The organism is Streptomyces sp. NPDC013317 (genome assembly GCF_055563155.1).
Genome location: NZ_JBVHDX010000025.1, coordinates 23844 through 47704, shown reverse-complemented (window position 1 = coordinate 47704; position 23861 = coordinate 23844). Strand labels below are relative to the sequence as shown.

21 protein-coding genes are annotated in these 23861 nt (G+C 73.2%); 13 read left to right on the top strand and 8 right to left on the bottom strand.

Annotated features, from left to right (window positions below; genetic code table 11):
* Positions 1 to 25 precede the first annotated feature (25 nt).
* Both ACZ3IJ_RS35350 and ACZ3IJ_RS35345 read right to left on the bottom strand, forming a co-directional pair.
* Positions 26 to 1342, bottom strand: coding sequence for a GAF domain-containing protein (locus ACZ3IJ_RS35350; protein WP_467475184.1), 1317 nt, complete (start codon positions 1340 to 1342; stop codon positions 26 to 28).
* A 272-nt stretch (positions 1343 to 1614) separates the two neighbouring features.
* Positions 1615 to 3273 carry an acyl-CoA dehydrogenase family protein gene (locus tag ACZ3IJ_RS35345; protein WP_467475182.1) on the bottom strand — a complete coding sequence of 553 codons (1659 nt, stop codon included), beginning with the start codon at positions 3271 to 3273 and terminating at the stop codon, positions 1615 to 1617.
* 17 nt (positions 3274 to 3290) lie between these two features.
* Between ACZ3IJ_RS35345 and ACZ3IJ_RS35340 the strand changes: the two genes are divergently transcribed.
* Together ACZ3IJ_RS35340 and ACZ3IJ_RS35335 are read left to right on the top strand one after the other, a co-directional pair.
* The gene (locus tag ACZ3IJ_RS35340) at positions 3291 to 4406 is read left to right on the top strand and encodes a YihY/virulence factor BrkB family protein (protein ID WP_352190908.1); all 1116 of its coding nucleotides are present in this window, start codon (positions 3291 to 3293) and stop codon (positions 4404 to 4406) included.
* A gap of 36 nt (positions 4407 to 4442) precedes the next feature.
* Entirely contained in the window at positions 4443 to 5180 is a 738-nt protein-coding gene (locus ACZ3IJ_RS35335) for a helix-turn-helix domain-containing protein (RefSeq protein ID WP_467475180.1), read from the top strand.
* On the opposite strand, the gene ACZ3IJ_RS35330 is transcribed toward ACZ3IJ_RS35335, so the two are convergent.
* Entirely contained in the window at positions 5117 to 5515 is a 399-nt protein-coding gene (locus tag ACZ3IJ_RS35330) for a VOC family protein (protein WP_467475178.1), read from the bottom strand. The genes ACZ3IJ_RS35335 and ACZ3IJ_RS35330 overlap by 64 nt on opposite strands.
* 157 nt (positions 5516 to 5672) lie before the next feature.
* On the opposite strand from ACZ3IJ_RS35330, the gene ACZ3IJ_RS35325 reads away from it, so the two are divergent.
* The 4 genes from ACZ3IJ_RS35325 to ACZ3IJ_RS35310 all read left to right on the top strand — a co-directional run bounded on the left by ACZ3IJ_RS35325 (position 5673) and on the right by ACZ3IJ_RS35310 (position 10522).
* Positions 5673 to 6788 (top strand): sulfite oxidase, encoded by a 1116-nt coding sequence (locus ACZ3IJ_RS35325; RefSeq protein WP_467475175.1) that lies wholly within the window; start codon positions 5673 to 5675, stop codon positions 6786 to 6788.
* Positions 6789 to 7296: 508 nt separating this feature from the next.
* The gene (gene rsgA, locus ACZ3IJ_RS35320; RefSeq protein WP_467475173.1) at positions 7297 to 8442 is read left to right on the top strand and encodes a ribosome small subunit-dependent GTPase A; all 1146 of its coding nucleotides are present in this window, start codon (positions 7297 to 7299) and stop codon (positions 8440 to 8442) included.
* Positions 8443 to 8631: 189 nt separating this feature from the next.
* Positions 8632 to 10071, top strand: coding sequence for a DNA-3-methyladenine glycosylase 2 family protein (locus tag ACZ3IJ_RS35315; protein WP_467475171.1), 1440 nt, complete (start codon positions 8632 to 8634; stop codon positions 10069 to 10071).
* A 4-nt stretch (positions 10072 to 10075) separates the two neighbouring features.
* On the top strand, positions 10076 to 10522 hold the full coding sequence (locus ACZ3IJ_RS35310) for a GNAT family N-acetyltransferase (RefSeq protein ID WP_467475169.1): 447 nt from the start codon (positions 10076 to 10078) through the stop codon (positions 10520 to 10522).
* On the opposite strand, the gene ACZ3IJ_RS35305 is transcribed toward ACZ3IJ_RS35310, so the two are convergent.
* The 3 genes from ACZ3IJ_RS35305 to ACZ3IJ_RS35295 all read right to left on the bottom strand — a co-directional run bounded on the left by ACZ3IJ_RS35305 (position 10488) and on the right by ACZ3IJ_RS35295 (position 12593).
* The gene (locus tag ACZ3IJ_RS35305; protein WP_467475167.1) at positions 10488 to 10916 is read right to left on the bottom strand and encodes a PPOX class F420-dependent oxidoreductase; all 429 of its coding nucleotides are present in this window, start codon (positions 10914 to 10916) and stop codon (positions 10488 to 10490) included. The two genes, ACZ3IJ_RS35310 and ACZ3IJ_RS35305, sit on opposite strands and share 35 nt — an antisense overlap.
* A 97-nt stretch (positions 10917 to 11013) precedes the next feature.
* Entirely contained in the window at positions 11014 to 11496 is a 483-nt protein-coding gene (locus ACZ3IJ_RS35300) for a DUF456 domain-containing protein (protein ID WP_383228913.1), read from the bottom strand.
* Between the two features lie 113 nt (positions 11497 to 11609).
* Complete coding sequence (locus tag ACZ3IJ_RS35295; RefSeq protein ID WP_467475164.1) at positions 11610 to 12593, bottom strand: helix-turn-helix domain-containing protein; 984 nt, start codon at positions 12591 to 12593, stop codon at positions 11610 to 11612.
* 233 nt (positions 12594 to 12826) lie between these two features.
* Here ACZ3IJ_RS35295 and ACZ3IJ_RS35290 point away from each other — a divergent pair, with 233 nt between their 5' ends.
* The 3 genes from ACZ3IJ_RS35290 (at position 12827) to ACZ3IJ_RS35280 (ending at position 19945) form a co-directional block, all read left to right on the top strand.
* Complete coding sequence (locus ACZ3IJ_RS35290; protein ID WP_467475162.1) at positions 12827 to 16588, top strand: S8 family peptidase; 3762 nt, start codon at positions 12827 to 12829, stop codon at positions 16586 to 16588.
* Between the two features lie 108 nt (positions 16589 to 16696).
* Complete coding sequence (locus ACZ3IJ_RS35285) at positions 16697 to 18175, top strand: protein phosphatase 2C domain-containing protein (RefSeq protein ID WP_467475160.1); 1479 nt, start codon at positions 16697 to 16699, stop codon at positions 18173 to 18175.
* A 27-nt stretch (positions 18176 to 18202) separates the two neighbouring features.
* A complete protein-coding gene (locus ACZ3IJ_RS35280; RefSeq protein ID WP_467475158.1) occupies positions 18203 to 19945 on the top strand; it encodes a pyruvate dehydrogenase in 1743 nt (580 codons plus the stop codon).
* Positions 19946 to 19973: 28 nt separating this feature from the next.
* Here the strand turns inward: ACZ3IJ_RS35280 and ACZ3IJ_RS35275 are convergent, their stop codons facing one another.
* Complete coding sequence (locus ACZ3IJ_RS35275) at positions 19974 to 20552, bottom strand: TetR/AcrR family transcriptional regulator (protein ID WP_467475156.1); 579 nt, start codon at positions 20550 to 20552, stop codon at positions 19974 to 19976.
* A 92-nt stretch (positions 20553 to 20644) separates the two neighbouring features.
* On the opposite strand from ACZ3IJ_RS35275, the gene ACZ3IJ_RS35270 reads away from it, so the two are divergent.
* The 4 genes from ACZ3IJ_RS35270 to ACZ3IJ_RS35255 all read left to right on the top strand — a co-directional run bounded on the left by ACZ3IJ_RS35270 (position 20645) and on the right by ACZ3IJ_RS35255 (position 22680).
* A complete protein-coding gene (locus ACZ3IJ_RS35270) occupies positions 20645 to 21091 on the top strand; it encodes an anthrone oxygenase family protein (protein ID WP_467475154.1) in 447 nt (148 codons plus the stop codon).
* Positions 21088 to 21315 carry a hypothetical protein gene (locus tag ACZ3IJ_RS35265; RefSeq protein ID WP_467475152.1) on the top strand — a complete coding sequence of 76 codons (228 nt, stop codon included), beginning with the start codon at positions 21088 to 21090 and terminating at the stop codon, positions 21313 to 21315. Before ACZ3IJ_RS35270 ends, ACZ3IJ_RS35265 begins: the two co-directional genes overlap by 4 nt.
* Positions 21316 to 21408: 93 nt before the next feature.
* The gene (locus ACZ3IJ_RS35260) at positions 21409 to 22143 is read left to right on the top strand and encodes a translation initiation factor IF-2 (protein WP_467475150.1); all 735 of its coding nucleotides are present in this window, start codon (positions 21409 to 21411) and stop codon (positions 22141 to 22143) included.
* Positions 22144 to 22275: 132 nt separating this feature from the next.
* Positions 22276 to 22680 carry an ATP-binding protein gene (locus ACZ3IJ_RS35255; protein WP_467475203.1) on the top strand — a complete coding sequence of 135 codons (405 nt, stop codon included), beginning with the start codon at positions 22276 to 22278 and terminating at the stop codon, positions 22678 to 22680.
* Positions 22681 to 22716: 36 nt separating this feature from the next.
* Here the strand turns inward: ACZ3IJ_RS35255 and ACZ3IJ_RS35250 are convergent, their stop codons facing one another.
* A complete protein-coding gene (locus tag ACZ3IJ_RS35250; protein ID WP_391802216.1) occupies positions 22717 to 23778 on the bottom strand; it encodes a DUF2637 domain-containing protein in 1062 nt (353 codons plus the stop codon).
* Positions 23779 to 23861 lie beyond the last annotated feature (83 nt).

Genomic DNA, 23861 nt, shown 5'->3' with positions numbered 1-23861 from the left:
CTGGCCCGGCCCGGGGGGGCACGCCCTAGGCCCGCCCCAGCCGGGCGGAGCGGACCGCCGGGGCCGTCGAGTGGGGGAGGAGGTCCGCCGGGTGGTCCGGGGTCAGGATCGCCACCTCCACCTCCTCGCTGAAGCGGTACGGACGGTGGGCCAGCACGCTCGCCAGGTTCCGGCGGATCCGTGACATCTCCGCCCGTACCGTCACCGTCCTCGTCCGGTCCCCGAACACGTCCTCGGCCAGCTCCGCCGCCGTACGGCCGTCGCGGTACAGCGCCAGGACGTACAGCAGCTCGGCGTGGCGCGGGCTCAGCTCCTGCGACCAGCTCCCCGCCGCCCCCGACACCGCGACCGACCACCGGCGCGGCCGGCTCAGGTCGAGCACCACGCGGCTCGCCGCCTCCCCGGCCGGAGCCGCGCCCGCCCGGTCCTCGTCCTCGATGCGCAGCAGCCAGCCCCCCGGCAGCGGCTCGACGGCGCACATCCCCAGCGACGGCAGCCACACCCGACCCGCCCGGAAGGACTTGGGCAGCACGATCCGGTCCACCGGCGCCATCCCCGTGACCGCCGCCGTCCAGCCGTGCGCGTCCACCGCGACCGCCCGACCGCCCACCCGGCACAGGATGGGCGCGGCCACCGAGCGCAGCCGCTCGATCGACCGCAGATGACGGTCGCGCATCTCCGCCTCCGCGAGCTGGGCGACCGAACCGACCAGCGCGAGCGTCGACGGATGGAAGCTGGACGCCGGACCGCTCACGTCCACGATCCCCAACAGCCGCTGGTCGCGCGGATCGTGGACCGGGGCCGCCGCGCACGTCCAGTTGTGCAGCGTGTGGACGTAGTGCTCGGCCGAGTGGACCTGGACCGCCCGCCGCATCGCGAGCGCCGTCCCCACGGCGTTCGTCCCGGTGGTGTGCTCGGTCCAGGCCGCGCCCTCCTCGAGACAGATGCCGTTGGCCTGCCGCATCACCGCGAGGTTGCCCTCGCGCCAGAGCACCCGGCCCTGCTCGTCGGTCACCACCATGATCTGCATGGAGGCCTCGGCGATCCCGGCGAGCATCGTGCTCAGCGTGCGCATCACCTCGCCGAGGACCGTCGTGCGCCGGCGCTCCTCCAGCTCGTCCCGCTGGAGCAGCACCGTGCTCGTGCCCTGGTCGGGGTCGAGACCGAGCCGGAACATCCGCTGCCACGAGGCGTCGATGACCGGTCTGGGAGCGATCGGCGGCGTCCGGCCGGCCAGTGTCTCCTCCCGTACGCGATGCAGCAGCCGGGTCGCCTGGGCCGCGTCCATCGCGGCCAGCCGCTTCATGTCGAGACGCGTGTTGTTCAGCCGAGTGTTCGTCATCGGTCTCTCCCAGCCACCAACCGAGGCGCTGTATCGGTTCTGCTGCACTGCGCAGTGCTGGTGCCCATCGTGCCGTCCCGGACTGCCCCGCGAAGGGCGGTTCGGGTAATCCTGCAACCCTTTGCAACTCTGGAAGCAACCGCTGTCGTGCATGAGGGTGGTGCGAGCGGCGGGTGGTGCCGTGTCGGCGCAGCACCACCCACCGCTTTTCGCGTGCCCGGCGCCCCGCGGAACACGGTGGCAGGCGCCCGTCCGCCCGGCGACGTACCTGATCAGACCTCCGCGCGCGCCCGCTCCACCACCGAGGCCAGATCCAGCGTCGAAGGCAGCGTCCCGAACGCCGCGCCCCAGTCGCCGCCCAGCCGCGAGGCGCAGAAAGCGTCCGCCACCTCCGACGGCGCCCACCGCACCAGCAGCGACCCCTGCAGGACGAGCGCCATCCGTTCCACGAGGCGCCGCGCCCGCCCCTCGATCCCGTCCAGGTCGGCCAGTTCGGTCAGCATCCCCTTGATCGCCCGGTCGAGCCGGTGATCCGCGCCCCGCGCCTTCCCGACCTCCGTCAGGAGGGCGTTCAGCGCCATCGGCTCCTGCCGCAGGACCCGCAGCACGTCCAGGGCCTGGACGTTGCCCGAGCCCTCCCAGATCGAGTTGAGCGGAGACTCGCGCAGCAGCCGCGGCATCCCCGACTCCTCCACATAGCCGTTGCCGCCCAGGCACTCCAGCGCCTCCGCCACCACCGGCGTGCACCGCTTCGTCACCCAGTACTTGGCCACCGGCACCGCGATCCGGGCGAACGCCCGCTCCGCCTCCGAGCCGGCGTCGTACGCCGCCGCCAGCCGCATCCCCAGGACCGTCGCCGCCTCCGACTCCAGGGCGAGATCGGCCAGCACGTTGCGCATCAGCGGCTTGTCGATCAGCTCGCCCCCGAACGCGCGGCGGTACGCCGTGTGGTGCACGGCCTGGGCGACCGCCTGCCGCATCAGCGCCGCCGAGCCCAGCACGCAGTCCAGTCGCGTCGCCGCCACCATCTCGATGATCGTGCGGACCCCGCGTCCTTCCTCCCCGACCCGGCGCGCCCACGTCGTCCCGTCGAACTCGACCTCGGCGGAGGCGTTGGACCGGTTGCCGAGCTTGTCCTTGAGCCGCTGGATCGCGAACGCGTTCCGCGTCCCGTCCGGCAGGACCCGCGGCACCAGGAAACAGGTGAGACCACCCTGTCCGGCCGAGGGGGACACCTGCGCGAGCACCAGGAAGCCGTCCGACATGGGCGCCGAACAGAACCACTTGTGCCCCGTCAGCACGTACGCGTCCCCGTCCGCCCCCGGGAGCGCCCGCGCCCGGGTCGTGTTCGACCGGACGTCACTGCCGCCCTGCTTCTCCGTCATCCCCATCCCGAGGAGCACCCCGCCCTTCTCCTCCGGGGGCCGCAGCCCCTGGTCGTACAGGCGCGAGGTCAGCAGCGGCTCCCACACCGCGGCCAGCGCCGGATCCGCACGCAGCGCGGGCACCGCGGCATGCGTCATCGACAGCGGGCAGCCGTGCCCCGCCTCGATCTGGGTCGTCAGCACGAAGCCGGCCGCCCGTCGCACATGGCCCCCCGGGCGGCCCCACGCGTCCGTGAGCCCGGCGCCCACGGCCCGGCCCAGCAGCCGGTGCCAGGCCGGATGGAACTCGACCTCGTCGAGCCGGTTGCCGTACCGGTCGTGCGTCCGCAGCCGCGGCGGGTACTCGTTCGCCAGCGCCCCCCACTCCGCCGCCTGGGCCGACCCGGCGGAGCGGCCGAAGTCCGCCAGTTCCTCCCGTGCGTCCGCGAAGACCTCCGGCGGCACATGCCGCTCCACGGCCTCCGCGAGTGCCCGGTCCGCGGTGAACACGTCGTATCCGACCAGGGGCGGAGGCTGGTTGGTCACGGTGTGGGTGGTGGGTGCCATGCCGATACGGTAAGGAGGTGCAGGCAGCAAACGAAACACCCGAGCGGCGGCCCGGGAACAGACTCCACCGGGCGCGCGTCCTCTACCGCAACGTATCCAAGCGGAAGATGGTCTGGCTGCTCCTGAAGGACACCGTCAACTCGTGCATCGAGTACCGCATCCTCGGTCTCGCCGCCGAAGCCGCGTTCTTCACCCTGCTGTCCCTCCCCCCGCTGCTGCTCGGCATGATCGCCCTCCTCGGCTACGCCGACGACTGGACCAACACCGACACGGTCGCCAGCATCGAGGAGAACATCCTCAACGCCGCCCGGACGGTCCTCTCCGACCGGGGCGTACGCGAGATCGCCAAACCGCTCCTGGACGACGTCACCCAGGGCACCCGCCCCGAACTCGTCTCGCTCGGCTTCGCCATCGCCCTGTGGTCCGGCTCGCGCGCCGTCAACGTCTTCATCGACACCATCACCGTGATGTACGGACTCGACGGCCACCGCGGCATCGTGAAGACCCGGCTCCTCGCCTTCCTGCTCTACATCGTGGCCCTGCTCATCGGTGCGGTCGTGCTGCCGCTCGCCGTGGTCGGTCCCGACCGGGTGGTGGAGCTGATCCCCTGGGGCACGGAAGTCGTCTCCGTCCTGTACTGGCCGGTCGTCATCCTGCTCTCCGTCGCCTTCCTCACCACGCTCTACCACGTCTCCGTGCCCGTCAGATCGCCGTGGATCGAGGACATCCCGGGTGCGCTCGTCGCCCTCGGGATGTGGGTGCTCGGCAGCTTCCTGCTCCGGATCTACCTCACCAGCCAGGTCGAGGGCCCGACCATCTACGGTTCCCTCGCCGCCCCCATCGCCGTCCTGCTCTGGATCGGCATCTCGGCCTTCGCCGTGCTCGTCGGCGCGGCGGTGAACGCGGCGATCGACCGGGTCTGGCCCTCGGTCGCCACCGCCGCCGCCCGCGAGGCCAGCGACCGCGCCCGCGCCGCCCAGGCCGCCGACCTCGTCGCCCGGCTGCGCGCGGAGGCGGAGGAGGTGGACGAGGACGACCCGGACATGCCGTCGGAGTTCCCCGAACGCTGGTCCCGCTTCCTGCCTCCGGACGACGTGAAGTCACGCCTCCACTCGGGCTGGGAGAAGGACTAGAAGGTCCCCCCCGCAGGGCCGTCTACCCTCGGAAGGGTGTACGACGAACGCCCGGCGCGCCTGGACGGCGCGGTCGTCTGGACCCTGACGCCACGGACCGCGGACGAGGGCCCGGTGCCGGTGCTGCCCGACGGCTGCATGGACCTGCTGTGGTGCGACGGCCGGCTGCTCGTCGCCGGCCCCGACACCGTCGCGCACCTCCCCGAGGCCGGCCCCGGGCCGTACGCCGGGATCCGCTTCGCCCCCGGTGACGCGCCCGCACTGCTCGGCGTACCGGCGAGCGCCCTGCGCGACCGGCGGGTCGGGCTGGGCGCGCTGTGGGGTGAGGCACGTGCCCGGCGGCTCGGCGAGCGGATCTCCGCCGCGCCCGACCCCGCCGCCGCCCTGGAGGACCTCGCCGTCCGCCGCGCCGCCGACGCCCCGGACCCCGACCCCCTGCTCCGCGCCGTCGTCCGGCGCCTCGCCGCCGGACGCCCTGTGGCGGAGACCGCCGACGCCGTGGGTCTCGGCGCGCGCCGGCTCCACCGGCGGTCCCTGGACGCGTTCGGCTACGGCCCCAAGACCCTGGCCCGCGTCCTCCGGCTCCAGCGTGCCCTCGCCCTGGTCAGGGCAGGGGTTCCGTTCGCCGACGCGGCGCTCGGCGCGGGCTGCGCCGACCAGGCCCACCTGGCACGCGAGACCAGGGCGCTGGCCGGAACGACCCTGACCGCCTACGCGTCGGCCTGGGCGAAGAGGGAGACCGCGCAGCCGTCAGGGTCGAGCACCACGGCGTAGCGCTGCCCCCACACGGCGTCCCAGGGCTTCAGATGCCCGCGGTACCCGGCGGCGACGAGCGACTCGTACGTGGCGTCCACCTCCCCGGGCGAGCCGCAGAGGAACGCGAGCCCCATCCGGTCGCCGCCCTCGGGAGGGGTCCAGCCGGCGTCGAAGGAGGCGATGACCTCCTCCGTGTCCCACGCGATCCGCATCCCCCCGGGCAGGGCTGCCTCCACGTGCGGCGCGGAGTCGGCGTCGGCCGGGATGTCGAGACCGAGCCGCCGGTAGAAGGCGAGCGAGGCGGCCATGTCGGAGACGACGAGGCCGATGACGTCCAGTCGTGGTGTGTTCATGGGACGAGGCTAGGCGGGCGGGGGAGGCGGGGTCTTGGACGAATCGGACGCCGCCGCCCGTCGGGTGGCCCCGTCGTGCTCGACGTACGCTGAGAGCGGGACCGCGCCCCACCGGCGCGGCGCCCACCGGGACCGCGCCCACGGAGGTGTCGGCGTCATGACCGCATCGGCCGTTCCGCGAGGGCAGGGCGCGACCGCCTGGGCCCCCGAGACGGTGACCACCGAGCCGTACAACGCCCAGACGCCGCTGGCCGCGCTGGCCGGTCCGGTGACGCCCGCCGACGCCCTCTTCGTACGGGACCACTTCGGCGTCCCGCCCACCGGGACCGCCGACTGGCGGCTCCGCGTCGACGGCGCCGTGACCACACCGCTCACCCTCGACTACGAGGAACTCATCGCCCTCGGCCGCCCCGGCCGGCGCGAGTTCGACGTCGTCCTGGAGTGCGCGGGCAACGGACGCGCCCTGATGAACCCGCGCCCGCCGGGGCTGCCGTGGGGTCGCGGCGCCGTCGGCTGCGCCCGGTTCGCGGGCGTGCCGTTCCGCCGGGTCGCCGAGCGGGCCGGCCTCGACCCGGCGACCGTCGAGTTCGTCTTCGCGGGAGCCGACACCGGCACCGTCCACGGGCGCCCCACGGCCTTCGAGCGCGCCCTCCCGCTCGCCGAGGCGCTCCACCCCGACACCCTCCTCGCCACGCACCTGAACGGCGAACCGCTCACGCCCGGGCACGGCGCCCCCGTCCGGCTCGTGGTCCCCGGCCGGTACGCGGTCGCCGACGTGAAGTGGCTGGTCGGGGCGCGGGCCGTCACCGAACCCTTCACCGGCGTCTTCCAGACCGAGGAGTACGTCTACATCGCCTCGGACGGCACCCCCGACGGGCCCGTCACCGCCATCCGCGTCAAGTCGCTCATCACCGCGCCCGAACCGGACGAGGACCTGCGCCGCGGCACGCAGACCGTCGTACGCGGCCGGGCCTGGTCGGGCGCCGGCCGGTCCGTGGGCCGGGTCGAGGTCCGGGCCGAGGACGAGGACGGCACCGGCCCGGGGGAGGGCGTCCCGGACGCCGAGTGGCACGACGCCGAACTCGAGCCGCCCACCGGCCCGTACGCCTGGACGGCCTGGTCGTACCGGTGGACGCCGCGCCGCCCCGGCCGGTACCGCCTGCTGGCCCGCGCGACCGACTCCCACGGCGCCACCCAGCCCGACCGCGCCCCGTGGAACGCCCAGGGTTACGGCTGCAACCCGGTGTCCACGGTCGAGGTGGTCGTGGTCTGAGCCCTCCCGGCCGCCTGCCGGGGACCGACCCGGGCCGGTCCCACCCCCGTGAGCCCGGCCAGAGCCGAGGCGAGCGCCGTGAGCGGCTCGGCCGAGCTCCAGCCGCTCCATGATCCGGTGGATCAGTGCCTCCCGGCCGGAGAAGCGTTCGGCCTCGTCCGTGCCGAACGCTCGTACAGCTCGTCCTTGAAGCCCCGCGCGATCGCGTCCCGCGACGCGTCATGCGGTTCCTGATGGGGAGTCATGTAGACCGCGCTCCTTGGGCGGAAAGAGGTGGCGCGCCTCGAGGGGCCGTAGTTACGATCCTCGTGTTCCTCGGCGGCCGACTGACGGCCGCCGGTGTCAGTCGAGTGTGTTCTCTTCAGGAGGTGTGACCGATGGCTGCTGTCACGTCGGGCGCTGCCCGCTTCGCGTACGACCTCCACGTCACCTCCGTGGCCGCCGGCTGACTCCTCCTTTCTTCCGCGCCGTTCGGCGCGTGCCGGGGCCACCCCTCGAAGGGTTCCCCTTGTCTTTCTCCTCTCTTGTCCGTTCCTCCTCTTCGCTCTCCTCCTCTTCCTCTCCCGCGCACCCGCTCGCCCCGTACGGCTGGGACGAGGGCTGGGAGGCCGCGTTCGCCCCGTACGCCGAGCAGGGGCTCCTGCCCGGCCGGGTGCTCCGGGTCGACCGTGGTCAGTGCGACCTCGTCACCCCGATCGGCACCGTGCGGGCCGACACCGAGTTCGTCGTGCCGCGCGACCCGCTGAAGGTCGTCTGCACGGGTGACTGGGCGGCCGTCGACCCGGACGGCGACCCGCGTTACGTACGGACGCTCATGCCGCGCCGCACGGCGTTCGCGCGGTCCACGTCGTCCAAGCGGTCCGAGGGCCAGATCCTCGCGGCCAACGTCGACCACGCGATCATCACGGTCTCGCTCGCCGTCGAACTGGACCTCGGTCGCGTCGAGCGCTTCCTCGCCCTGGCGTGGGAGTCGGGCGCCCAGCCGCTCGTGGTGCTCAGCAAGGCCGATCTCGTACCCGACCCGGTCGGGCTCTCGTACCTCGTCGAGGACGTGGAGACCGTGGCGCCGGGCGTCCAGGTGATTCCCGTCAGCTCGGCGACCGGCGAGGGGCTCGACGTGCTCCGCGAGCTGGTGTCGGGCGGGACGAGCGTGCTGCTCGGGGCCTCCGGCGCCGGGAAGTCCACGCTCGCCAACACGCTCCTCGGCGAGGACGTGATGACGGTCCAGGCGGCTCGTGACGTGGACGGCAAGGGCCGCCACACCACGACCACGCGCAACCTGCTCGTGCTGCCCGAGGGCGGTGTGCTCATCGACACCCCCGGGCTGCGCGGAGTCGGGCTCTGGGACGCCGAGACCGGCGTCGGCCAGGTCTTCTCGGAGATCGAGGCCCTGGCCGAGGAGTGCCGGTTCCACGACTGCGCCCACGAGGCGGAGCCGGGCTGCGCCGTGACGGCGGCGGTGGACGACGGCACCCTGCCCGTGCGCCGCCTGGAGAGCTACCGCAAGCTCCTGCGCGAGAACCAGCGCATCGTCGCCAAGACGGACGCCCGCGTGCGCGCCGAGATGCTCAAGGACTGGAAGCGCAAGGGCGCGGAGGGCCGCGCGGCCATGGAAGCGAAGCGCGGCACCGGCCACCGGAACACGTCCCGTTAGCCACCACGTGCGAAGCGCCTGGAGCCGGGGGGCCGCCCAGGGGGCAAGCCCCCTGGGCGGCCACCCGGCCCGGCGGCCGCACCCCCGCGAGCTCGCGGTGCGCTTGCCTGCCGCTGGGCTGCCCCGGGACCCAGCGTGGTGTCCGAAAGCCGCCAGACCCGGGCGACGTGGTCCCGCACACTGGGTGGTGTGAGGCATCAGGAAACCGGGACCGCCGCGGCAGAGGACACGCGGTACGAGGCGGTCAGCAGCCGGGACGCGCGGTTCGACGGGGCGTTCTTCTTCGCCGTCGAGACCACCGGGATCTACTGCCGGCCCAGCTGCCCCGCCGTCACCCCCAAGCGTAAGAACGTCACGTTCTTCCCCACCGCCGCCGCCGCCCAGGGCCACGGATTCCGGGCCTGTCGGCGCTGCCGGCCGGACGCCGTGCCCGGTTCCGCCGAGTGGAACGTCCGCGCCGACGTCGTCGGGCGCGCCATGCGGCTGATCGGAGACGGCGTCGTCGACCGCGAAGGCGTCCCAGGCCTCGCCGGACGCCTCGGCTACAGCCCCCGCCAGGTGCAGCGCCAGCTCACCGCCGAACTCGGCGCGGGCCCCGTCGCCCTCGCCCGCGCCCAGCGCGCCCACACCGCCCGGCTGCTCCTGCAGACCACCGGGCTGCCCGTCACCGAGATCGCCTTCGCGTCCGGCTTCGCCAGCGTGCGTCAGTTCAACGACACGATCCGCCGCATCTACGCCCGTACCCCCACCGAGCTGCGCGCCGAGTCCGGTACCGGCGCCGGACCCCGTACCGCGCTGGCCGCCGGCGTGCCGCTGCGGCTCGCGCACCGGGGCCCGTACGCCGCCCGCGAGGTCTTCGACCTGCTCGCCGCCGAGGCCCTCCCGGGCGTCGAGGAGGTGCTCGGCGCCCCCGGAGCCCGCACCTACCGCCGTACGCTCCGCCTCCCGTACGGCACCGGCATCGTCTCCGTCGACGAGCGCTCCGCCGGGCCCTGGCTGGAGGCCCGGATCCACCTCTCCGACCTCCGCGACCTGACCACCGCCGTCCAGCGGCTGCGCCGGCTCCTCGACCTGGACGCCGACCCCTACGCCGTCGCGGAGCGCCTCGGCGCCGATCCGGTCCTCGCCGAGCGGGTCGCCGCCCGCCCCGGACTGCGGTCGCCGGGCGCGGCCGACCCGGACGAGTTCGCGCTCCGGACCGTCGTCGGCCCCGACGAGGCGGCGCGGCTGGTCCCGGCCCTGGGCACCCCCCTGGAGAACGCCTGCGGCGCCCTCACGCACCTCTTCCCCGAGCCCGCCGCGCTCACCGGCCACCCCCAGGCCGGCCCGCTGGCCACCGCACTCGCCACCGGGACCGTACGCCTCGATCCGGGCGCCGACCGCGACGAGTCCGAGCGCGCTCTGCGCGCCGTCCCCGGGGTGACCCCCACCCACGCGGCCGTGATCCGTGCGCGGGCCCTCGGCGACCCCGACGTCGACCCGGAGGCGGCCCCCGAAGCGGACCCCGACGCGCACCCCGACATGTGCCCGGAGACGGACCCGGACGCCCGGTCCGGGTCCGACGCCTGGCGGCCCTGGCGGTCGTACGCACACCACTACCGGAGGCTCGCGCCCGTTCCGCCACAATGAACGCATGATCGAAACAGACCTGCTCGGACCCGACGACCGCGACGCCTGGGAGCGTCTCTTCCGCGCCTACATCGACTTCTACGGCCGTACGGAGCCCGACGCCCTGTACGAGCGGGCGTGGAACGCCTTCCGGGAGGGCGCGCGGGTCCACGCGCGGGCGGCACGGCTCGACGGGCGCCTCGTCGGTTTCACCCACTTCCTCGTCCACCCCAGCACCTCAGGTCCGGACGTCTGCTACCTCCAGGACCTGTTCACCGACCCCGACGCGCGCGGCCGGGGCGTGGCGCGCGCCCTGATCGCGGCGGTGACCGAGTGGGCGAAGGAGCAGGGCTGCGACCGGGTCTACTGGAACACCCAGGCGTCCAACACCACCGCCCGGCGGCTCTACGACAAGGTCGCCCGCGACACCGGCTTCATCAAGTACCAGATCGATCTTCCGAAGGGTCCGTGACCTCCGAAGGGTCCGTGACCTCCGGAAGGCCCCAGCTGTGGATCCGGTGCGGGTGAATCCGGATCACCTCCTCGCTGAAGTGCGGGCCGAGCTCGTGCGGCCCCACCCGCAGCTCGGCCACGCCCCGGATCTCCACCCCGCGCACCCGCCACGGCCGGACGCTCGCGAGGTCGTCGACGACCAGCGCCACCTTGGGGTTGGCGCGGAGGTTGCGCCACTTCTTCGAGCGGCCCATCGCGAGTCCGCCGACCAGGACCGTGCCGTCCTCCTGGGGGAAGAAGCCGACCGGATTGGCCTGCGGCTGACCCGTGGGGTCGACCGTGGCCATGCGGCCGAGGCGCTGCGTGCGGAGGTAGGCGAGCTCGGCGACGCTGAATCCCTCGAAATCCCTCATACGGCCAGCATCGAGCCCGGACTCCGGGCGGCGCATCGGCGATCCGGCCGACCGCGCACGGGTCCGCGGACCTAGGTCCGAGGCCCCGGTCCCGCGTTCAGCCCCAGATCACCGCGCCTGCCCACGCGCCGACGATCAGCAGACAGGCGAACATCTCCACGAGGATGCTCGTCCCGGCCGCCCGCATGACGGTCCTCGTGGACGCCCTGGCCTGGCCGTGCCCGCCCAGGCGGAGCCGTTCGCAGAGGTAGATCCCGCCGATGAAACCGGGGACGGCGCCGATCACGGGGATCAGGAAGAAGCCGAGGAACGCGCCGACCCCGGCGTACGTCACCATCCGCCGGGTGATGCCGACGCCCCGGATCCGGCGCTGCGGCAGGAGCCACACCACCACCTGGGTGAGCAGGAGCAGCGCGGTCGAGGCGACGAGCAGGATCCAGGCGAGTCCGCTCTGCTCGTGCAGCGCCCACCAGAGCATGGCCGCCCACACCAGCCACGGCCCCGGCACGCCGGGAGCCAGTACCCCGAACAGGCCGAGCAGCATCACCATCGCGACGAGCAACAGCTGCCACACACCCATCTGCCCAGCGTGCAGGACCCATGATCTCCGCGCAGGTCGCAGGGTACGTACGGGGGGCGCGGCGCCCGTGCGCACGCCCCGCTCGGCCCCCGCCCCGCTCGGCGCCCCCCGTCCTATCTGCGGGCCACCCACCCCTTCTCGTAGGCGTGCCAGCCCAGCTGCAGCCGGGTCGTCACACCCGACAGCTCCATCAGGCCCTTCACCCGGCGCTGAACCGTCCGCAGGCCCAGGTCCAGCTGCTTGGCCACGCTCGCGTCCGTCATGCCGGCCAGGAGCAGCGAGAGGATCTCCAGATCCGTCACGTCGGGGCCCGGCACCTCCGCCTGAGTGATCTGCGCGCCCGCCCCCAGCCGAAGCGGCAGCGCGTCGCGCCAGACCGCCTCGAAGAGGCCCATCAGCGACTCCAGGAGCCCGCTCGCGTGCACCACGAGCGCCGCGGGCTCCGCGCCGCGGCCGGTCAGCGGGACCATCGCCAGCGCGCGGTCCGCGACCACCAGCTTGGTCGGGACCCGGTCGACCACCCGGATCTGCTCCTCACGGCCGAGCGCGGCCGACAGCTCGACGATCCCCGACGGCAGGCTCAGCACCTCCCGCTCGATGACGACCCGGTAGGAGACGCCCCGCCCCGCCGCCAGCTCCTCCGCGTCGTTCTCCATCCCGGAGACCGCGATGGGCTTGCCGGTCACCAGCGCGCAGACCTCGTCGGTCGCGCCCAGCTGGAGCTGGAGGAAGCGGTGGGTGACGGCGCTCGCGCCGGTCACCACCTCCACCAGGTCGTGGACGGCCGGCTCCGCCGCCTCCGCCCGGTACTCCTCCGCGAGGAGCGCCGCCGCCAGCTCGGCCTGTTCCAGCTCGTGCCGCTGCTGCGTCAGCAGCGCGCCCAGGGCCACCCCCGGCGGGGCCGCGACCCACCGCCCGGTCCGTGCCGAGGACTGCGCGGCCAGGCCCTGGGACTCCAGGCGCCGCAGCGCCCGCTCGGTGTCCGTCTCGGGCAGGGCGAGGCGGTGCGCCAGGTCCGCGACCTCCGCGGCCCCCAGCGCGACGAGCGCGCGGTACGCCGACTCCTGCCGTTCGTCGAGACCTATCGCTCCCAGCATCGCTGCCCACCCCTCGCCCGGGACGTCCTGGGGCGTCCCGGACATTCCCGGGACGTTCACCGGACGCATTCGTTCCGTTGGTGCTCTGGCGGAAATCGGCCACGACGTATTCCCGCCGCGCACATCATCCCTGCACCACCCTCACCTCTGCCAATGTGGCGTCACCGCAGCACCAACAGCCTCCGGGTCGGGGGATTTTGCCTGCCTTGGTCCGGATTCAGATGGGGAGAGTGATGCGCCCGATTTCGCGTACGGCCCTGGGGGCGGCGACCGCCGCCGTCCTGGCCGTCACCGCGGTCGCGCCGTCCACGGCGGCCGCGCCGCAGGACGACACGACCGGCAAGCGTCCGCTCGTCGGCAGCGAGGCCCAGGCCCGCGCCGGGGGGCGGGCCGCCACCGTCACGCTGGTCACGGGCGACCGGGTCGTCGTCACCCGTGACGCCGCCGGGAACCCGGCCGCCGCCGCGCTGCCCCGCGAGGACGGGACGGTGCCCTTCGTCCAGACGCGCCGCTCGGGCCCGGACCTGTACGTCTACCCCGAGGGCGCCACCGGCGCCCTCGCCGCGGGCCGCGTCGACGAGGAGCTCTTCAACGTCACGGGCCTGATCCGGCAGGGGTACGACGACGCCGGCACCACCTGGCTCCCCCTGATCGCCGTCTACGGCTCCGACCTCGCCCGCTCCGTCCCGGCCGCCCCGCGCGGCGCGCGGCGCGGCCAGGTCCTCGAGACCGTCGACGGCGTCGCGCTCACGGCGGACAAGAGGCAGGCCTCCGCCTTCTGGGCGGACGTGAACACCCCCGCCGCCCGGTCCGCCTCCGGTCTGAAGAAGCTCTGGCTCGACCGCAAGGTCCAGGCCACCCTGGAGCGCTCGACGAAGCAGGTCCACGCGCCCGAGGCCTGGGCCGCCGGCTTCGACGGCAAGGGGACCAGGGTCGCGGTCCTGGACACCGGCGCCGACGTCGAGCACCCCGACCTCAAGGGCCGGGTCGTCGCCTCGGAGAACTTCACCGACTCCGACACCGCCGGCGACCGCCAGGGCCACGGCACCCACACGATCTCCACCGTCGGCGGCTCCGGCGCGGCGAGCGGCGGAAAGAAGAAGGGTGTGGCGCCCGGCGCGGACCTCCTCAACGGCAAGGTCCTGAACGACTCCGGCTCCGGCGCCACCTCCTGGATCATCGCCGGCATGGAGTGGGCCGTCGCCCAGGGCGCCGACGTCGTCTCCATGAGCCTCGGCAACCCCGCCGAGACCGACTGCACCGACCCCATGAGCATCGCTGCCGAAAAACTCGCCCAGAACGAGGGCACGTTGTTCGTCGTGGCCGCCGGGAACACCGGCCCCTCCCTCAACACGGTCTCCTCGCCGGGCTGCGCGCCGAGCGTCCTCACCGTCGGCGCGACCGACCGGGACGACTCCACCGCGTACTTCTCCAGCCGCGGCCCGACGACGCTCGGTCACACCCTCAAGCCGGAGATCGCGGCCCCCGGCGTCGGCATTTCCGCCGCGGCGGCGGGCGGCCGGGGCGTCTACGCCTACCAGGCCATGTCCGGTACGTCGATGGCCACCCCGCACGTCGCGGGCGCCGCCGCCATCGTCAAGCAGCGCCACCCCGACTGGACCGCCCAGCAGATCAAGGCCGCTCTCGTCTCCTCCGCCGAGAGCTCCGTCCCCGGTGACGTACGCGAGGTCGGCGGCGGCCGGCTCGACGTCAAGGCCGCCGTCGACCAGACGGTCCTCGGCGCCGACGCCGTCCAGGGCGGCACCTTCAACTGGCCCCAGGACGGCAGCGACCGCACCTCGGTCTCCGTCCCGTACACGAACACCTCCACGAAGGCCGTCACCCTGACGCTCGACGTCGAGAGGGTCACCGGCAACGACGGATCGCGCGTACGGTCCTCCGTCGCCCGGCTCGCCAGGCGCACCGTCACCGTCCCGGCCGGCGCGACCGTCGAGGCCCCGCTCCACCTGGACCCGGCCGCCCACCTGGAGCGCGCCCAGTACGGGGACGTCACCGGCAGGGTGGTCGCCACAGCCCCCGGCGGCGTCCACGTCTCGACGCCGTTCTCGCTCTACGTCCAGCCCGAGACCGTCACCCTGCGGGTCAAGCTGATAGACCGTCAGGGCAGCCCCGCCGGCGGCGCCTCGTCCCTCGACCTCATCGGCACCGACACCGCGAGCGGCGAGCGCCGCTTCAACGAGGGCGCCACCGACCAGGTCTTCCAGGTCCGTCCCGGCAGCTACTTCCTCACCTCCTTCGTCACCACCCCCGACGCCGGCGAGGGCGCCACGCTGAACGACTCGCTCAGCTACCTGGCCCGCCCGCAGATCGAGGTCACGAAGGACACCACCGTCGTCCTCGACGCGCGCAAGGCCCACCGGCTCTCGGTGACGACCGACAAGCCCGGTGAACAGCGCGGCACCACCCTGGCGTTCGCCCGATCCTGGGACGACACCTGGCTGCACTCCGGCTCGGCCGCCGGTGTGCGCTCGATCCGCGGCTACTACGCCTCGGTCGAAGGCCGCGCCGACGAGGGCGACTTCGAGTTCGGCAGCTACTGGCGCACCGTCGCCCCGCAGATCGCCGAGCTGAAGACGGGCGACGGCACCGTCCTGCACCCGGTCACCGGCTCCCTCGGTTCCGACAACCTCGACGGGACCGGCTCCGCCCGGCTCGTCGACGCGGGCGACGGAACCCCGGAGGAGCTGAAGGCGGCCGGCGTCCGCGGCCGCGTGGCCCTGGTCCGCTTCCCCGACACCTCCACCAACGCGAGCACGGTCGCCCGGAACGCCAAGGCCGAGGGAGCCGTCGCGGTCCTCGCCCACCGCACCTCGACCGCCCGCTGGTACCCGACCGCAGGCTTCACCGGAGCGGGGTTCCCGGTCCTCGCCGTCGACTCCGCGGAGGCCGCCGCGCTGCTCGGGAAGCTCTCCGCCGGCGAGGTCACCCTCTCCTGGAAGGCCACGGCGAAGAGTCCGTACCTCTACAACCTCGCCTTCCCCGAGACCGGTTCGATCCGCGACGACAGGACCTACCGGGTCCGCGACGGCCGGCTGGGCCGCACCGAGTCCACCTACGGCTCGATGGGCGTGGCCACCGACTTCATCGACAACGCGGCCGCCTACCGCCCCAACGGCACGGCCGTCTACTTCGGCGCCATCGAGCCGGTCCCGGCCCCCGGCACCCGGACGGAGTACTACACGCCCGGGGACACCCGGTGGGACCAGATGCTCTCCTCCAGCTTCCCCTTCGGCGAGTTCATGATCGGGGCCCAGCGCGCCTACACGGCGGGGGAGAGGCGTACCGAGCGCTGGTACGACGGTGTCGTCGCGCCGACCGCGCCGCAGGACGCGTCCGGTGAGCCCGTCCTCGTCGCCGAACGCCAGGGCGACCTGATGGGCTTCGCGGACTCCCTGTGGGGCGACGGCACCCACTACTCCCAGCCCGGGTCCTTCGGGGACATCGGCAACCTCCGGTTGAGCAGGGACGGGGAGTTGCTCGGCGAGACCGGATGGCCGTTCGGGGTCTTCGAAGTTCCGTCCGAGCGCGGTGCGTACACGCTCGAACAGAACACCATGAAGATCGGCAGCAAGGTGTGGGACCGCTCCACATCCGTCAACTCGGTGTGGGAATTCACCTCCCAGGCCGACGAGAGCGTCTACTCTCAAGGCATCCCGATTCTCTTCCCCCGGTACACCCTTCCGGAGGACGGACTCAAGACCCTCGCCGCGACCGACGGCCAGAAGATCGGCCTCAGCGCGACGGGTCACGCGGGCTACCAGGCAGCCGCGCTCACCTCGGCCAGGCTCTCGTACTCCTACGACGGAGGCGCGACCTGGACGGAGGCGCAGGTCTCGCGGCAGGACGGCGCCTGGACCGCGACCGTGAACCACGCGGGCGCGGCCGGCAAGCCGGTCACCCTGAAGTCCGAACTGACGGACGCCAACGGCAACTCCGTCACCCAGACCGTGGTCCGCGCTTACGACGTGCGCTGATCACGCCGGTCCGCCGGGCGTCCTTCCCGTGGGGGGTGGGGTCGCCCGGCGGACCCCTTTTTCGTCATGTCCCGTTTTCTGGCGGCCCGCGCGGTGGACAATAAGGGCATGACTCAGCAGGGGGACAACTGGTGGGACAAGCTCTACGACGAGTCGGCGCCGGACACGGCGCCGACCACGACGGGCGACACGCTCGACGACCGCTTCGACTCCGCCTCGCAGGCGACGACGGAGCTCCCGACCCCGGCGCCTCCGGCCCCGGAGTTCCCGGTCACGGCACCGGCCCCGGAGTTCCCGCCCACGACGCAGGCCCCGCCCTCGGCCCCCCGGACGGCGGACGGAGCGCCGAGCCCGGCGCCGCTGCCGCCCCGGGCCCCCTGGGAGCCGCTCGACGACCCCGGCGCCACTCCTGAACCACGCTCCTTCGCGGCGCCCCCGCCCCGAGCGGCGGCGCCGGACCCGAGGACGGCTCCCCGGACGGACCAGACGCCGGACCAGACGCCGGACGCGACGCCGGACGTGCAGCCGCCCGCCCCGCCCCAGGCGGACGCCGTGCCCGTGCCCCGCCCCCGTACCGCCCACATCGGCAACCGCCCGCCCACCTACGAGGCCGAACCCACCGCTCTCCCCCCGGCCCGGCCCGGCGAGCTGGGCGAACTGGTCGCCGACACCGTCCTCGACGGCGCGCGCTACGGCTCGTACACCCTGCGCGCCGCCTCGCAGCGTGGCGACTCCGCCCGCTACCGCGGCGAACCCCGCAAGGACGCCCTGCTCACCGCTCGGTTCGGTCAGGAGGAGGCGGCGCTCGTCCTCGTCGCCGTGGCGAGCGGCGCCCGCACCGCCGAGGCCGCCCACCTCGCCGCGGCCGACACCTGCCGCTGGATCGGCGAGGCCGTCGGCCGCAGCCACGTCCGGCTCTCCGAGGACATCCGCTCCGGCCGGCGCGGCGACCTGAAGTCGGGGCTCCACCGGCTCACCGACCGCACCTACGGCAAGTTGCGGGCCCGCGCCGCCGAACTGGGCGTGGGTACCGAGGAGTACACGGCAGGACTGCGCTGCCTGCTGCTCTCCGCCGACCCCGCCTGCCGCACGCGGGTCTTCTTCGGTATCGGCGCGGGCGGTCTCTTCCGCCTCCGCGACGGCGCCTGGCAGGACATCGAGCCCCTGCTCCCGGAGCCCGCCACGCTCGTCGGCGCGCCCGTGGTCGGCTTCGGCTCACCTCCCGCGGAGACGGCGGAGGGCGATCGCGCGACCATGAGACTCCACGTCACCGGCCCGCCGGGCGCCCCCTCGGCCGAGGGGGCGCCGCCGGCCCCCTCCTGGGGGGACTCGGGCCCCGGCGCGCCCGCGCCGCCCGCCGAACCGTTCCGCTTCCGGGCCTCCGTCGCCCGCCCCGGTGACACCCTCCTCCTCGCCTCGAACGGCCTCGCCGAGCCGATGCGCGGCGAGCCCGCCCTCGCCAAGGAGCTCGCGGAGCGCTGGGCGGCCCCCGAGCCGCCCGGGCTCGCGGCCTTTCTGGCCGACACCCAGCTCCGGGTGAAGGGATACGCCGACGACCGTACGGGCGTGGCCGTCTGGGAGGCGTAACGGTCCGCCCCATGGGTTGATGGATCCATGGCCAAGCAGAACGTGGCAGAACAGTTCGTCGACATCCTCGTCCGGGCGGGCGTCCGGCGGCTGTACGGAGTCGTCGGCGACAGCCTGAACCCCGTCGTCGACGCCATCCGCCGTACGCCCGACATCGACTGGATCCAGGTCCGGCACGAGGAGACCGCCGCCTTCGCCGCGGGAGCCGAGGCGCAGATCACCGGTCGCCTCGCGGCGTGCGCGGGCTCCTGCGGCCCGGGCAACCTGCACCTGATCAACGGCCTGTACGACGCGCACCGCTCGATGGCCCCGGTCCTGGCGCTCGCCTCGCACATCCCTTCCAGCGAGATCGGCCTCGGCTACTTCCAGGAGACCCACCCGGACCGGCTCTTCTCCGAGTGCAGCCACTACAGCGAGCTGATCTCCAACCCCCGCCAGATGCCCCGGCTGCTCCAGACGGCCATCCAGCACGCCATCGGGCAGGGCGGGGTCAGCGTCGTCTCGCTGCCGGGCGACATCGCCTCCGAACCGGCCCCGGACAAGACGTGGGAGACCGCGCTCGTCACCTCCCGGCCCACCGTCCGTCCGAGCGACGCCGAGATCACCGCCCTGGCCCGGATGATCGACGAGGCCGAACGGGTGACGCTGTTCTGCGGCAGCGGTACGGCAGGGGCGCACGCCGAGGTGATGCAGTTCGCCGAGCGGGTGAAGGCGCCCGTCGGGCACGCGCTGCGAGGCAAGGAGTGGATCCAGTACGACAACCCGTTCGACGTCGGGATGAGCGGGCTGCTGGGTTACGGCGCGGCCTACGAGGCCACCCACGAGTGCGATCTGCTGATCCTGCTCGGCACGGACTTCCCGTACAACGCCTTCCTGCCGGACGACGTCAGAATCGTCCAGGTGGACGTCCGGCCCGAGCGGCTCGGCCGCCGCTCCAAGCTCGACCTGGCGGTCTGGGGCGATGTCCGGGAGACGCTGAGCTGCCTCACCCCGCGGGTACGGGCGAAGTCGGACCGCCGCTTCCTGGACAAGATGCTCAAGAAGCACGCCGACGCGCTCGAAGGCGTCGTCAAGGCGTACACCCGCAAGGTGGAGAAGCACGTCCCGATCCACCCGGAGTACGTCGCCTCGGTCCTCGACGAACTGGCCGACGACGACGCGGTGTTCACGGTCGACACGGGCATGTGCAACGTCTGGGCCGCGCGCTACGTCTCGCCCAACGGTCGCCGCCGGATCATCGGCTCCTTCTCGCACGGCTCGATGGCGAACGCCCTGCCGCAGGCCATCGGCGCGCAGTTCACGGACCGGGGCCGTCAGGTGATCTCGATGTCCGGCGACGGCGGGTTCTCGATGCTGATGGGCGACTTCCTCACCCTGGTCCAGTACGACCTGCCGGTGAAGATCGTGCTCTTCGACAACTCCGCGCTCTCCATGGTCGAGTTGGAGATGCTGGTCGCGGGCCTTCCGTCGTACGGCACGACCAACCACAACCCCGACTTCGCCGCCGTGGCCCGCGCGGCGGGCGCCTACGGAGTGCGCGTGGAGAAGCCCAAGCACCTCGCGGGCGCCCTCAGGGACGCCTTCCGGCACAAGGGCCCCGCGCTCGTCGACATCGTGACCGACCCCAACGCGCTCTCGATCCCCCCGAAGATCAGCCGCGAGATGGTCTCCGGCTTCGCCCTCTCGGCCAGCAAGATCGTCCTGGACGGCGGAGTGGGCCGCATGCTCCAGATGGCCCGCTCCAACCTGCGGAACGTCCCGCGCCCCTAGCGCGTGTGTTCCCGGCGACCGCGGTGCGTCAGAGCACGGGGAGCCGGGCCACCAGCAGCTCCACCCTGCGGTCGGCGTCCTCCGGCGGCAGACGGCCGGCCTGGGTCAGGGTCGCCAGCCCGTGGAGGGCGGCCCAGAACACCTCGGTGAACATCGCCGGACGGACGCCGTCACCGGCGACCTCGCCGAGGCTCTCCACGAGGGCGGCGAACGCGTCCTTCAGGGGCTCCGGGGTGTCCTCCTTCGCGAACGCCAGCCCGCCGTCGAGCTGGAACATGGCGTCGTAGACCGCCGGGTTGCGTTCGGAGAAGGCGAGGTAGGCACGGGCGAGCGCGGCGACCCGGGCGCGCGGACCGTCCGCCGCCGAGGTCGCGGCCCGCAGTGCCGCGGCCATCTCGGCGGCGCCCTCCAGGGCGACGGCGCCGATGATCTCGCGCTTGCCGCGGAAGTGGCTGTAGAGAACGGGCTGGCTGTACTCGATGCGCTCGGCGAGCAGGCGGGTGGTGACCGCGTCCCAGCCCTGCTCCTCGGCGAGTTCGCGGGCCGTGGCCACGATGAGGCGCTCGCGGACCGCGCGTTCACGTTCCTTGCGTTCCTGTACCGACATGCTCAGATTCTAGCACCGCTAGACAATCGAGCGTTAGCAGCGCTAGCGTTGCTAACGTCATCTAGCGGCGCTAGATCCCAGGAGGGGTCGTCATGCTCAACGCACTCGAGGTCGTCACCACCGTGGTCGTCGGCGTGATGGTGGGGGTGGAGTTCTCCGTCGCCTTCGTCATCAACCCGATCCTGAGCGCGCTCCCGGAGGACAGCGGCCAGCTCGGCCGCTCCCACGGGGGCCGGATGCTGGGCGCCGTGATGCCGGTCTGGTACATCACCTCGCTCGTCCTGGTCGCGGCCTGGGCCGCCGCGGCGTGGAGCGCCCCCGGCACCGGCCTGATCGTCACCGCCGGCGCCCTGCTGATCGTCAGCGTGATCATGTCGATCCTGCTGCTCGTCCCCATCAACAACCGGGGCAAGAACTGGACCCCCGACACCCGGCCCGCCGACTGGAAGGAGCAGATGAGGCGCTGGGACCGTCTCCACTACGTCCGCGTGGCCGTCATCGTCGCCGCCTTCGCCCTGCTGGCCGCCGCCCTCGCGTGAGCCCGCCCCGTCCCGCCGCGCGCGGGCGGGTCCGAGGCCCCCCTGGGCGGCGCACCGCCCAGGGGGCCTTCCGTGCGCTCGGTTGCAGTCATCCGCCGGTCTCCGGCGCGGCGGCGGCCGACGCCCTGGAGCCGGCCATCGCCGCCTCGCTCGTCGGCGGACCACAGGTGGTCGTGGCCGGACGACCCGAGGCGGGGCTGGCCTGCCTGCTGGACGGGACATGACGGCGAGATCGCCGCACCTCCTTACAATCGCCCACGTGGATATGAGTAGTTGAGCGGATGGCCGTCGGAGGGCGGCACCGGAAAGGTGGACGCATGCGCCGACTGCTGCTGCTCGCACCGATGTTGCTGTTCGTCACGGGCTGTGGACTGATGCAGAACTCGGATGACGAAGCGGAGGACGCCGCCCAGGAGGTGGCGCAGAAGGCGAGCGATCGCCTCTACAGTCAGCGTCCACGGACGGCGGAGGAGGTCGGGCGCTCCGCCTCCGGCCTCGACGGCGTGGAGGTGCTGAAGCTGACCGGTACCTCGACCCACGACGGGGACGGTGTCGACGTCGTCGTCCGCACCTCCGGCACGGCGTACAACGCGCGGTTCGACCTGGACCGGATCACCGTGGTCCGCTGCTTCTCGATACGGGTGTCTCCCCGGTCGGAGTGGCGTGCGGAGCCGGACGGCGTGGACTGCCCCGAAGGGCCTCCGCTGACCTTCGCCCCGGCACCCGAACCGCCGAGGCTGCCGTACGAGCAGCTGCGCGCGAAGCTTCCCCGGGTACCGGCGAACGGCCGGGCGGACGAGGCCGAGGTGCGCCGCGCGCTCGCCGCCCTGGACATGGACCCGGCGATTCGTACGGAGGTGAAGGCCGAGGGCGACCAGGTGGGCGTTCTCCTGTCGGTCAAGGGCAACGGCTTCGACGCACAGGACTGCCTGCTCGCCCGGGTGGGCCCCGGCGCCACCGAGGTGTGGTCGCCGTCCCGGATCCAGCGCATGCCCGGCGAAGGCGGGTGCTCCACAGCCAACGCCCTGCACCCCATGCCACCCCCGCACTGAACGGGCCCCGGCGGGGCCACGGGGGCGGACGACCCTCGTAGTCGGGCGGCGTATGAATGCCGCCCGGTGGGTGGGGCATGCATCTCCGTGAACCTGTTCGAGGAGATGTGTACCGACATGTGGGTGGGGGTTATGGCCGGGGAGGCGCGACAGCCGACTCAACTGCTGAGAAAGGTGGGATGCGAGGATCTCACGGCGGTGCCGGAGGTGCGTCACGCGTTGCGCAGGCTGCTGCGGACCTGGGGCGGACCGGGCGCCTCCGACGTCGCGGAGCTGCTCACGAGCGAACTCGTCACCAACGCGCTGATCCACACCGATCACGGCGCCGTGGTCACCGCGACCGTCGTGCCGGACAGCCTCCGGGTCGAGGTGCGGGACTTCGTCTCCAAGATCCCCGAGCCGCGCGTACCGATCGCCGACGACGGTACGAACGGCAGGGGCCTGGTTCTGGTCCAGGAGCTGGCCGACTCCTGGGGCGTGGAGGCCCACGGCGTGGGCAAGGTGGTGTGGTTCGAGCTGAACGGCGGGGCGGCGTGAGTCCTCCACGCCGCCCCGCCGTCCGTGTCGGCCTGCTCAGCCGAACTGCTGCTCCAGGTCCTTCAGTTTGCGCTCCAGCGAGTCGAGCCGGGGCAGCGTCTGGGTGTCGTCCTCGGCGGTGAGGTCCACCGTCCGGGGCTCAGTACCCTTCACGGCCTGGAGGGAGGGCCGGTGTCGAAGCGGCAGCTGTCCGGGGTCCGCTATGGCGGGCTCCGCGACGGCCGTCCCCACGGACGGAGTCGCGGAGCCCGCGCCGGAGTTCAGGGCCGGCACCTCGACCTGACGTCCTCCGCCGCGTCCCAGACCGAAGGCCCGGTGCTGACGGTTGATCGCCTTGATCCTCGCTCGGTCGAGCTTCTCCCGCTCGCGCCTGCGTAGCCGGTTCTGCTCCTTCTCGCGCCGGTCCTCACGGACCTCGTCGACCGCCTCGTCCAGGGTCCGCACACCCTCGAGGAGCATCAGCGACCAGGCCGCGAAGGTCTCCCTGGGCGCCCTCAGCCACCGTACGATCCGGATCTGCGGCAGCGGCCGGGGCACCAGACCCTGCTCGCGCAGCGCCGCCCGGCGGGTCTGCTTGAGGGCCCGGTCGAAGAGGACGGCCGCCGAGAGCGACATGCCCGCGAAGAACTGCGGGGCACCCGCGTGGCCGAGCCCCCGGGGAGCGTGGACCCAGTTGAACCAGGCGGCCGCGCCCGCGAACGTCCACACCAGGAGCCGCGAGCCGAGGGCCGCGTCACCGTGGCTCGCCTCGCGCACCGCGAGGACCGAGCAGAACATCGCCGCGCCGTCGAGGCCGAAGGGGACGAGGTACTCCCAGCCCCCGGTGAGGTTCAGGTTCTGGCGGCCGAAGCCGACCAGACCGTGGAAGGAGAGCGCGGCGGCCACGGCCGCGCAGCAGAAGAGAAGGACGTAGGAGGCGGTCCCGTAGATGGCCTCCTTGCGTCGGCGGCGTTCCTCACTGCGCTCCCAGGAGTCCTCCGCCGCGGCCTGGTCACCGGCGCGCTTGCCGCGCGCGAGCACCGCCACCGCCGTCAGGACTCCGGCCACCATGACGCCACCCGGAAGCAGCCAGTCCAGTGATATGTCGGTCAGTCTCATGCGGTGTCCCTTGCATCGCAGTAGGGCGTTTCGGCCGCCCATACTGGCCGACCCCGGAGGCCGCTCACGGGGTTTCGCGGCAA

What these genes read in the sequence shown, in the direction of transcription:
- ACZ3IJ_RS35350 (WP_467475184.1), bottom strand. Translation starts at nt 1,342, where the DNA reads ATGACGAACACTCGGCTGAACAACACGCGTCTCGACATGAAGCGGCTG.
- ACZ3IJ_RS35345 (WP_467475182.1), bottom strand. Translation starts at nt 3,273, where the DNA reads ATGGCACCCACCACCCACACCGTGACCAACCAGCCTCCGCCCCTGGTC.
- ACZ3IJ_RS35330 (WP_467475178.1), bottom strand. Translation starts at nt 5,515, where the DNA reads ATGAACACACCACGACTGGACGTCATCGGCCTCGTCGTCTCCGACATG.
- ACZ3IJ_RS35325 (WP_467475175.1), top strand. Translation starts at nt 5,673, where the DNA reads ATGACCGCATCGGCCGTTCCGCGAGGGCAGGGCGCGACCGCCTGGGCC.
- ACZ3IJ_RS35310 (WP_467475169.1), top strand. Translation starts at nt 10,076, where the DNA reads ATGATCGAAACAGACCTGCTCGGACCCGACGACCGCGACGCCTGGGAG.
- ACZ3IJ_RS35305 (WP_467475167.1), bottom strand. Translation starts at nt 10,916, where the DNA reads ATGAGGGATTTCGAGGGATTCAGCGTCGCCGAGCTCGCCTACCTCCGC.
- ACZ3IJ_RS35300 (WP_383228913.1), bottom strand. Translation starts at nt 11,496, where the DNA reads ATGGGTGTGTGGCAGCTGTTGCTCGTCGCGATGGTGATGCTGCTCGGC.
- ACZ3IJ_RS35295 (WP_467475164.1), bottom strand. Translation starts at nt 12,593, where the DNA reads ATGCTGGGAGCGATAGGTCTCGACGAACGGCAGGAGTCGGCGTACCGC.
- ACZ3IJ_RS35290 (WP_467475162.1), top strand. Translation starts at nt 12,827, where the DNA reads ATGCGCCCGATTTCGCGTACGGCCCTGGGGGCGGCGACCGCCGCCGTC.
- ACZ3IJ_RS35285 (WP_467475160.1), top strand. Translation starts at nt 16,697, where the DNA reads ATGACTCAGCAGGGGGACAACTGGTGGGACAAGCTCTACGACGAGTCG.
- ACZ3IJ_RS35280 (WP_467475158.1), top strand. Translation starts at nt 18,203, where the DNA reads ATGGCCAAGCAGAACGTGGCAGAACAGTTCGTCGACATCCTCGTCCGG.
- ACZ3IJ_RS35275 (WP_467475156.1), bottom strand. Translation starts at nt 20,552, where the DNA reads ATGTCGGTACAGGAACGCAAGGAACGTGAACGCGCGGTCCGCGAGCGC.
- ACZ3IJ_RS35270 (WP_467475154.1), top strand. Translation starts at nt 20,645, where the DNA reads ATGCTCAACGCACTCGAGGTCGTCACCACCGTGGTCGTCGGCGTGATG.
- ACZ3IJ_RS35260 (WP_467475150.1), top strand. Translation starts at nt 21,409, where the DNA reads ATGCGCCGACTGCTGCTGCTCGCACCGATGTTGCTGTTCGTCACGGGC.
- ACZ3IJ_RS35255 (WP_467475203.1), top strand. Translation starts at nt 22,276, where the DNA reads ATGGCCGGGGAGGCGCGACAGCCGACTCAACTGCTGAGAAAGGTGGGA.
- ACZ3IJ_RS35250 (WP_391802216.1), bottom strand. Translation starts at nt 23,778, where the DNA reads ATGAGACTGACCGACATATCACTGGACTGGCTGCTTCCGGGTGGCGTC.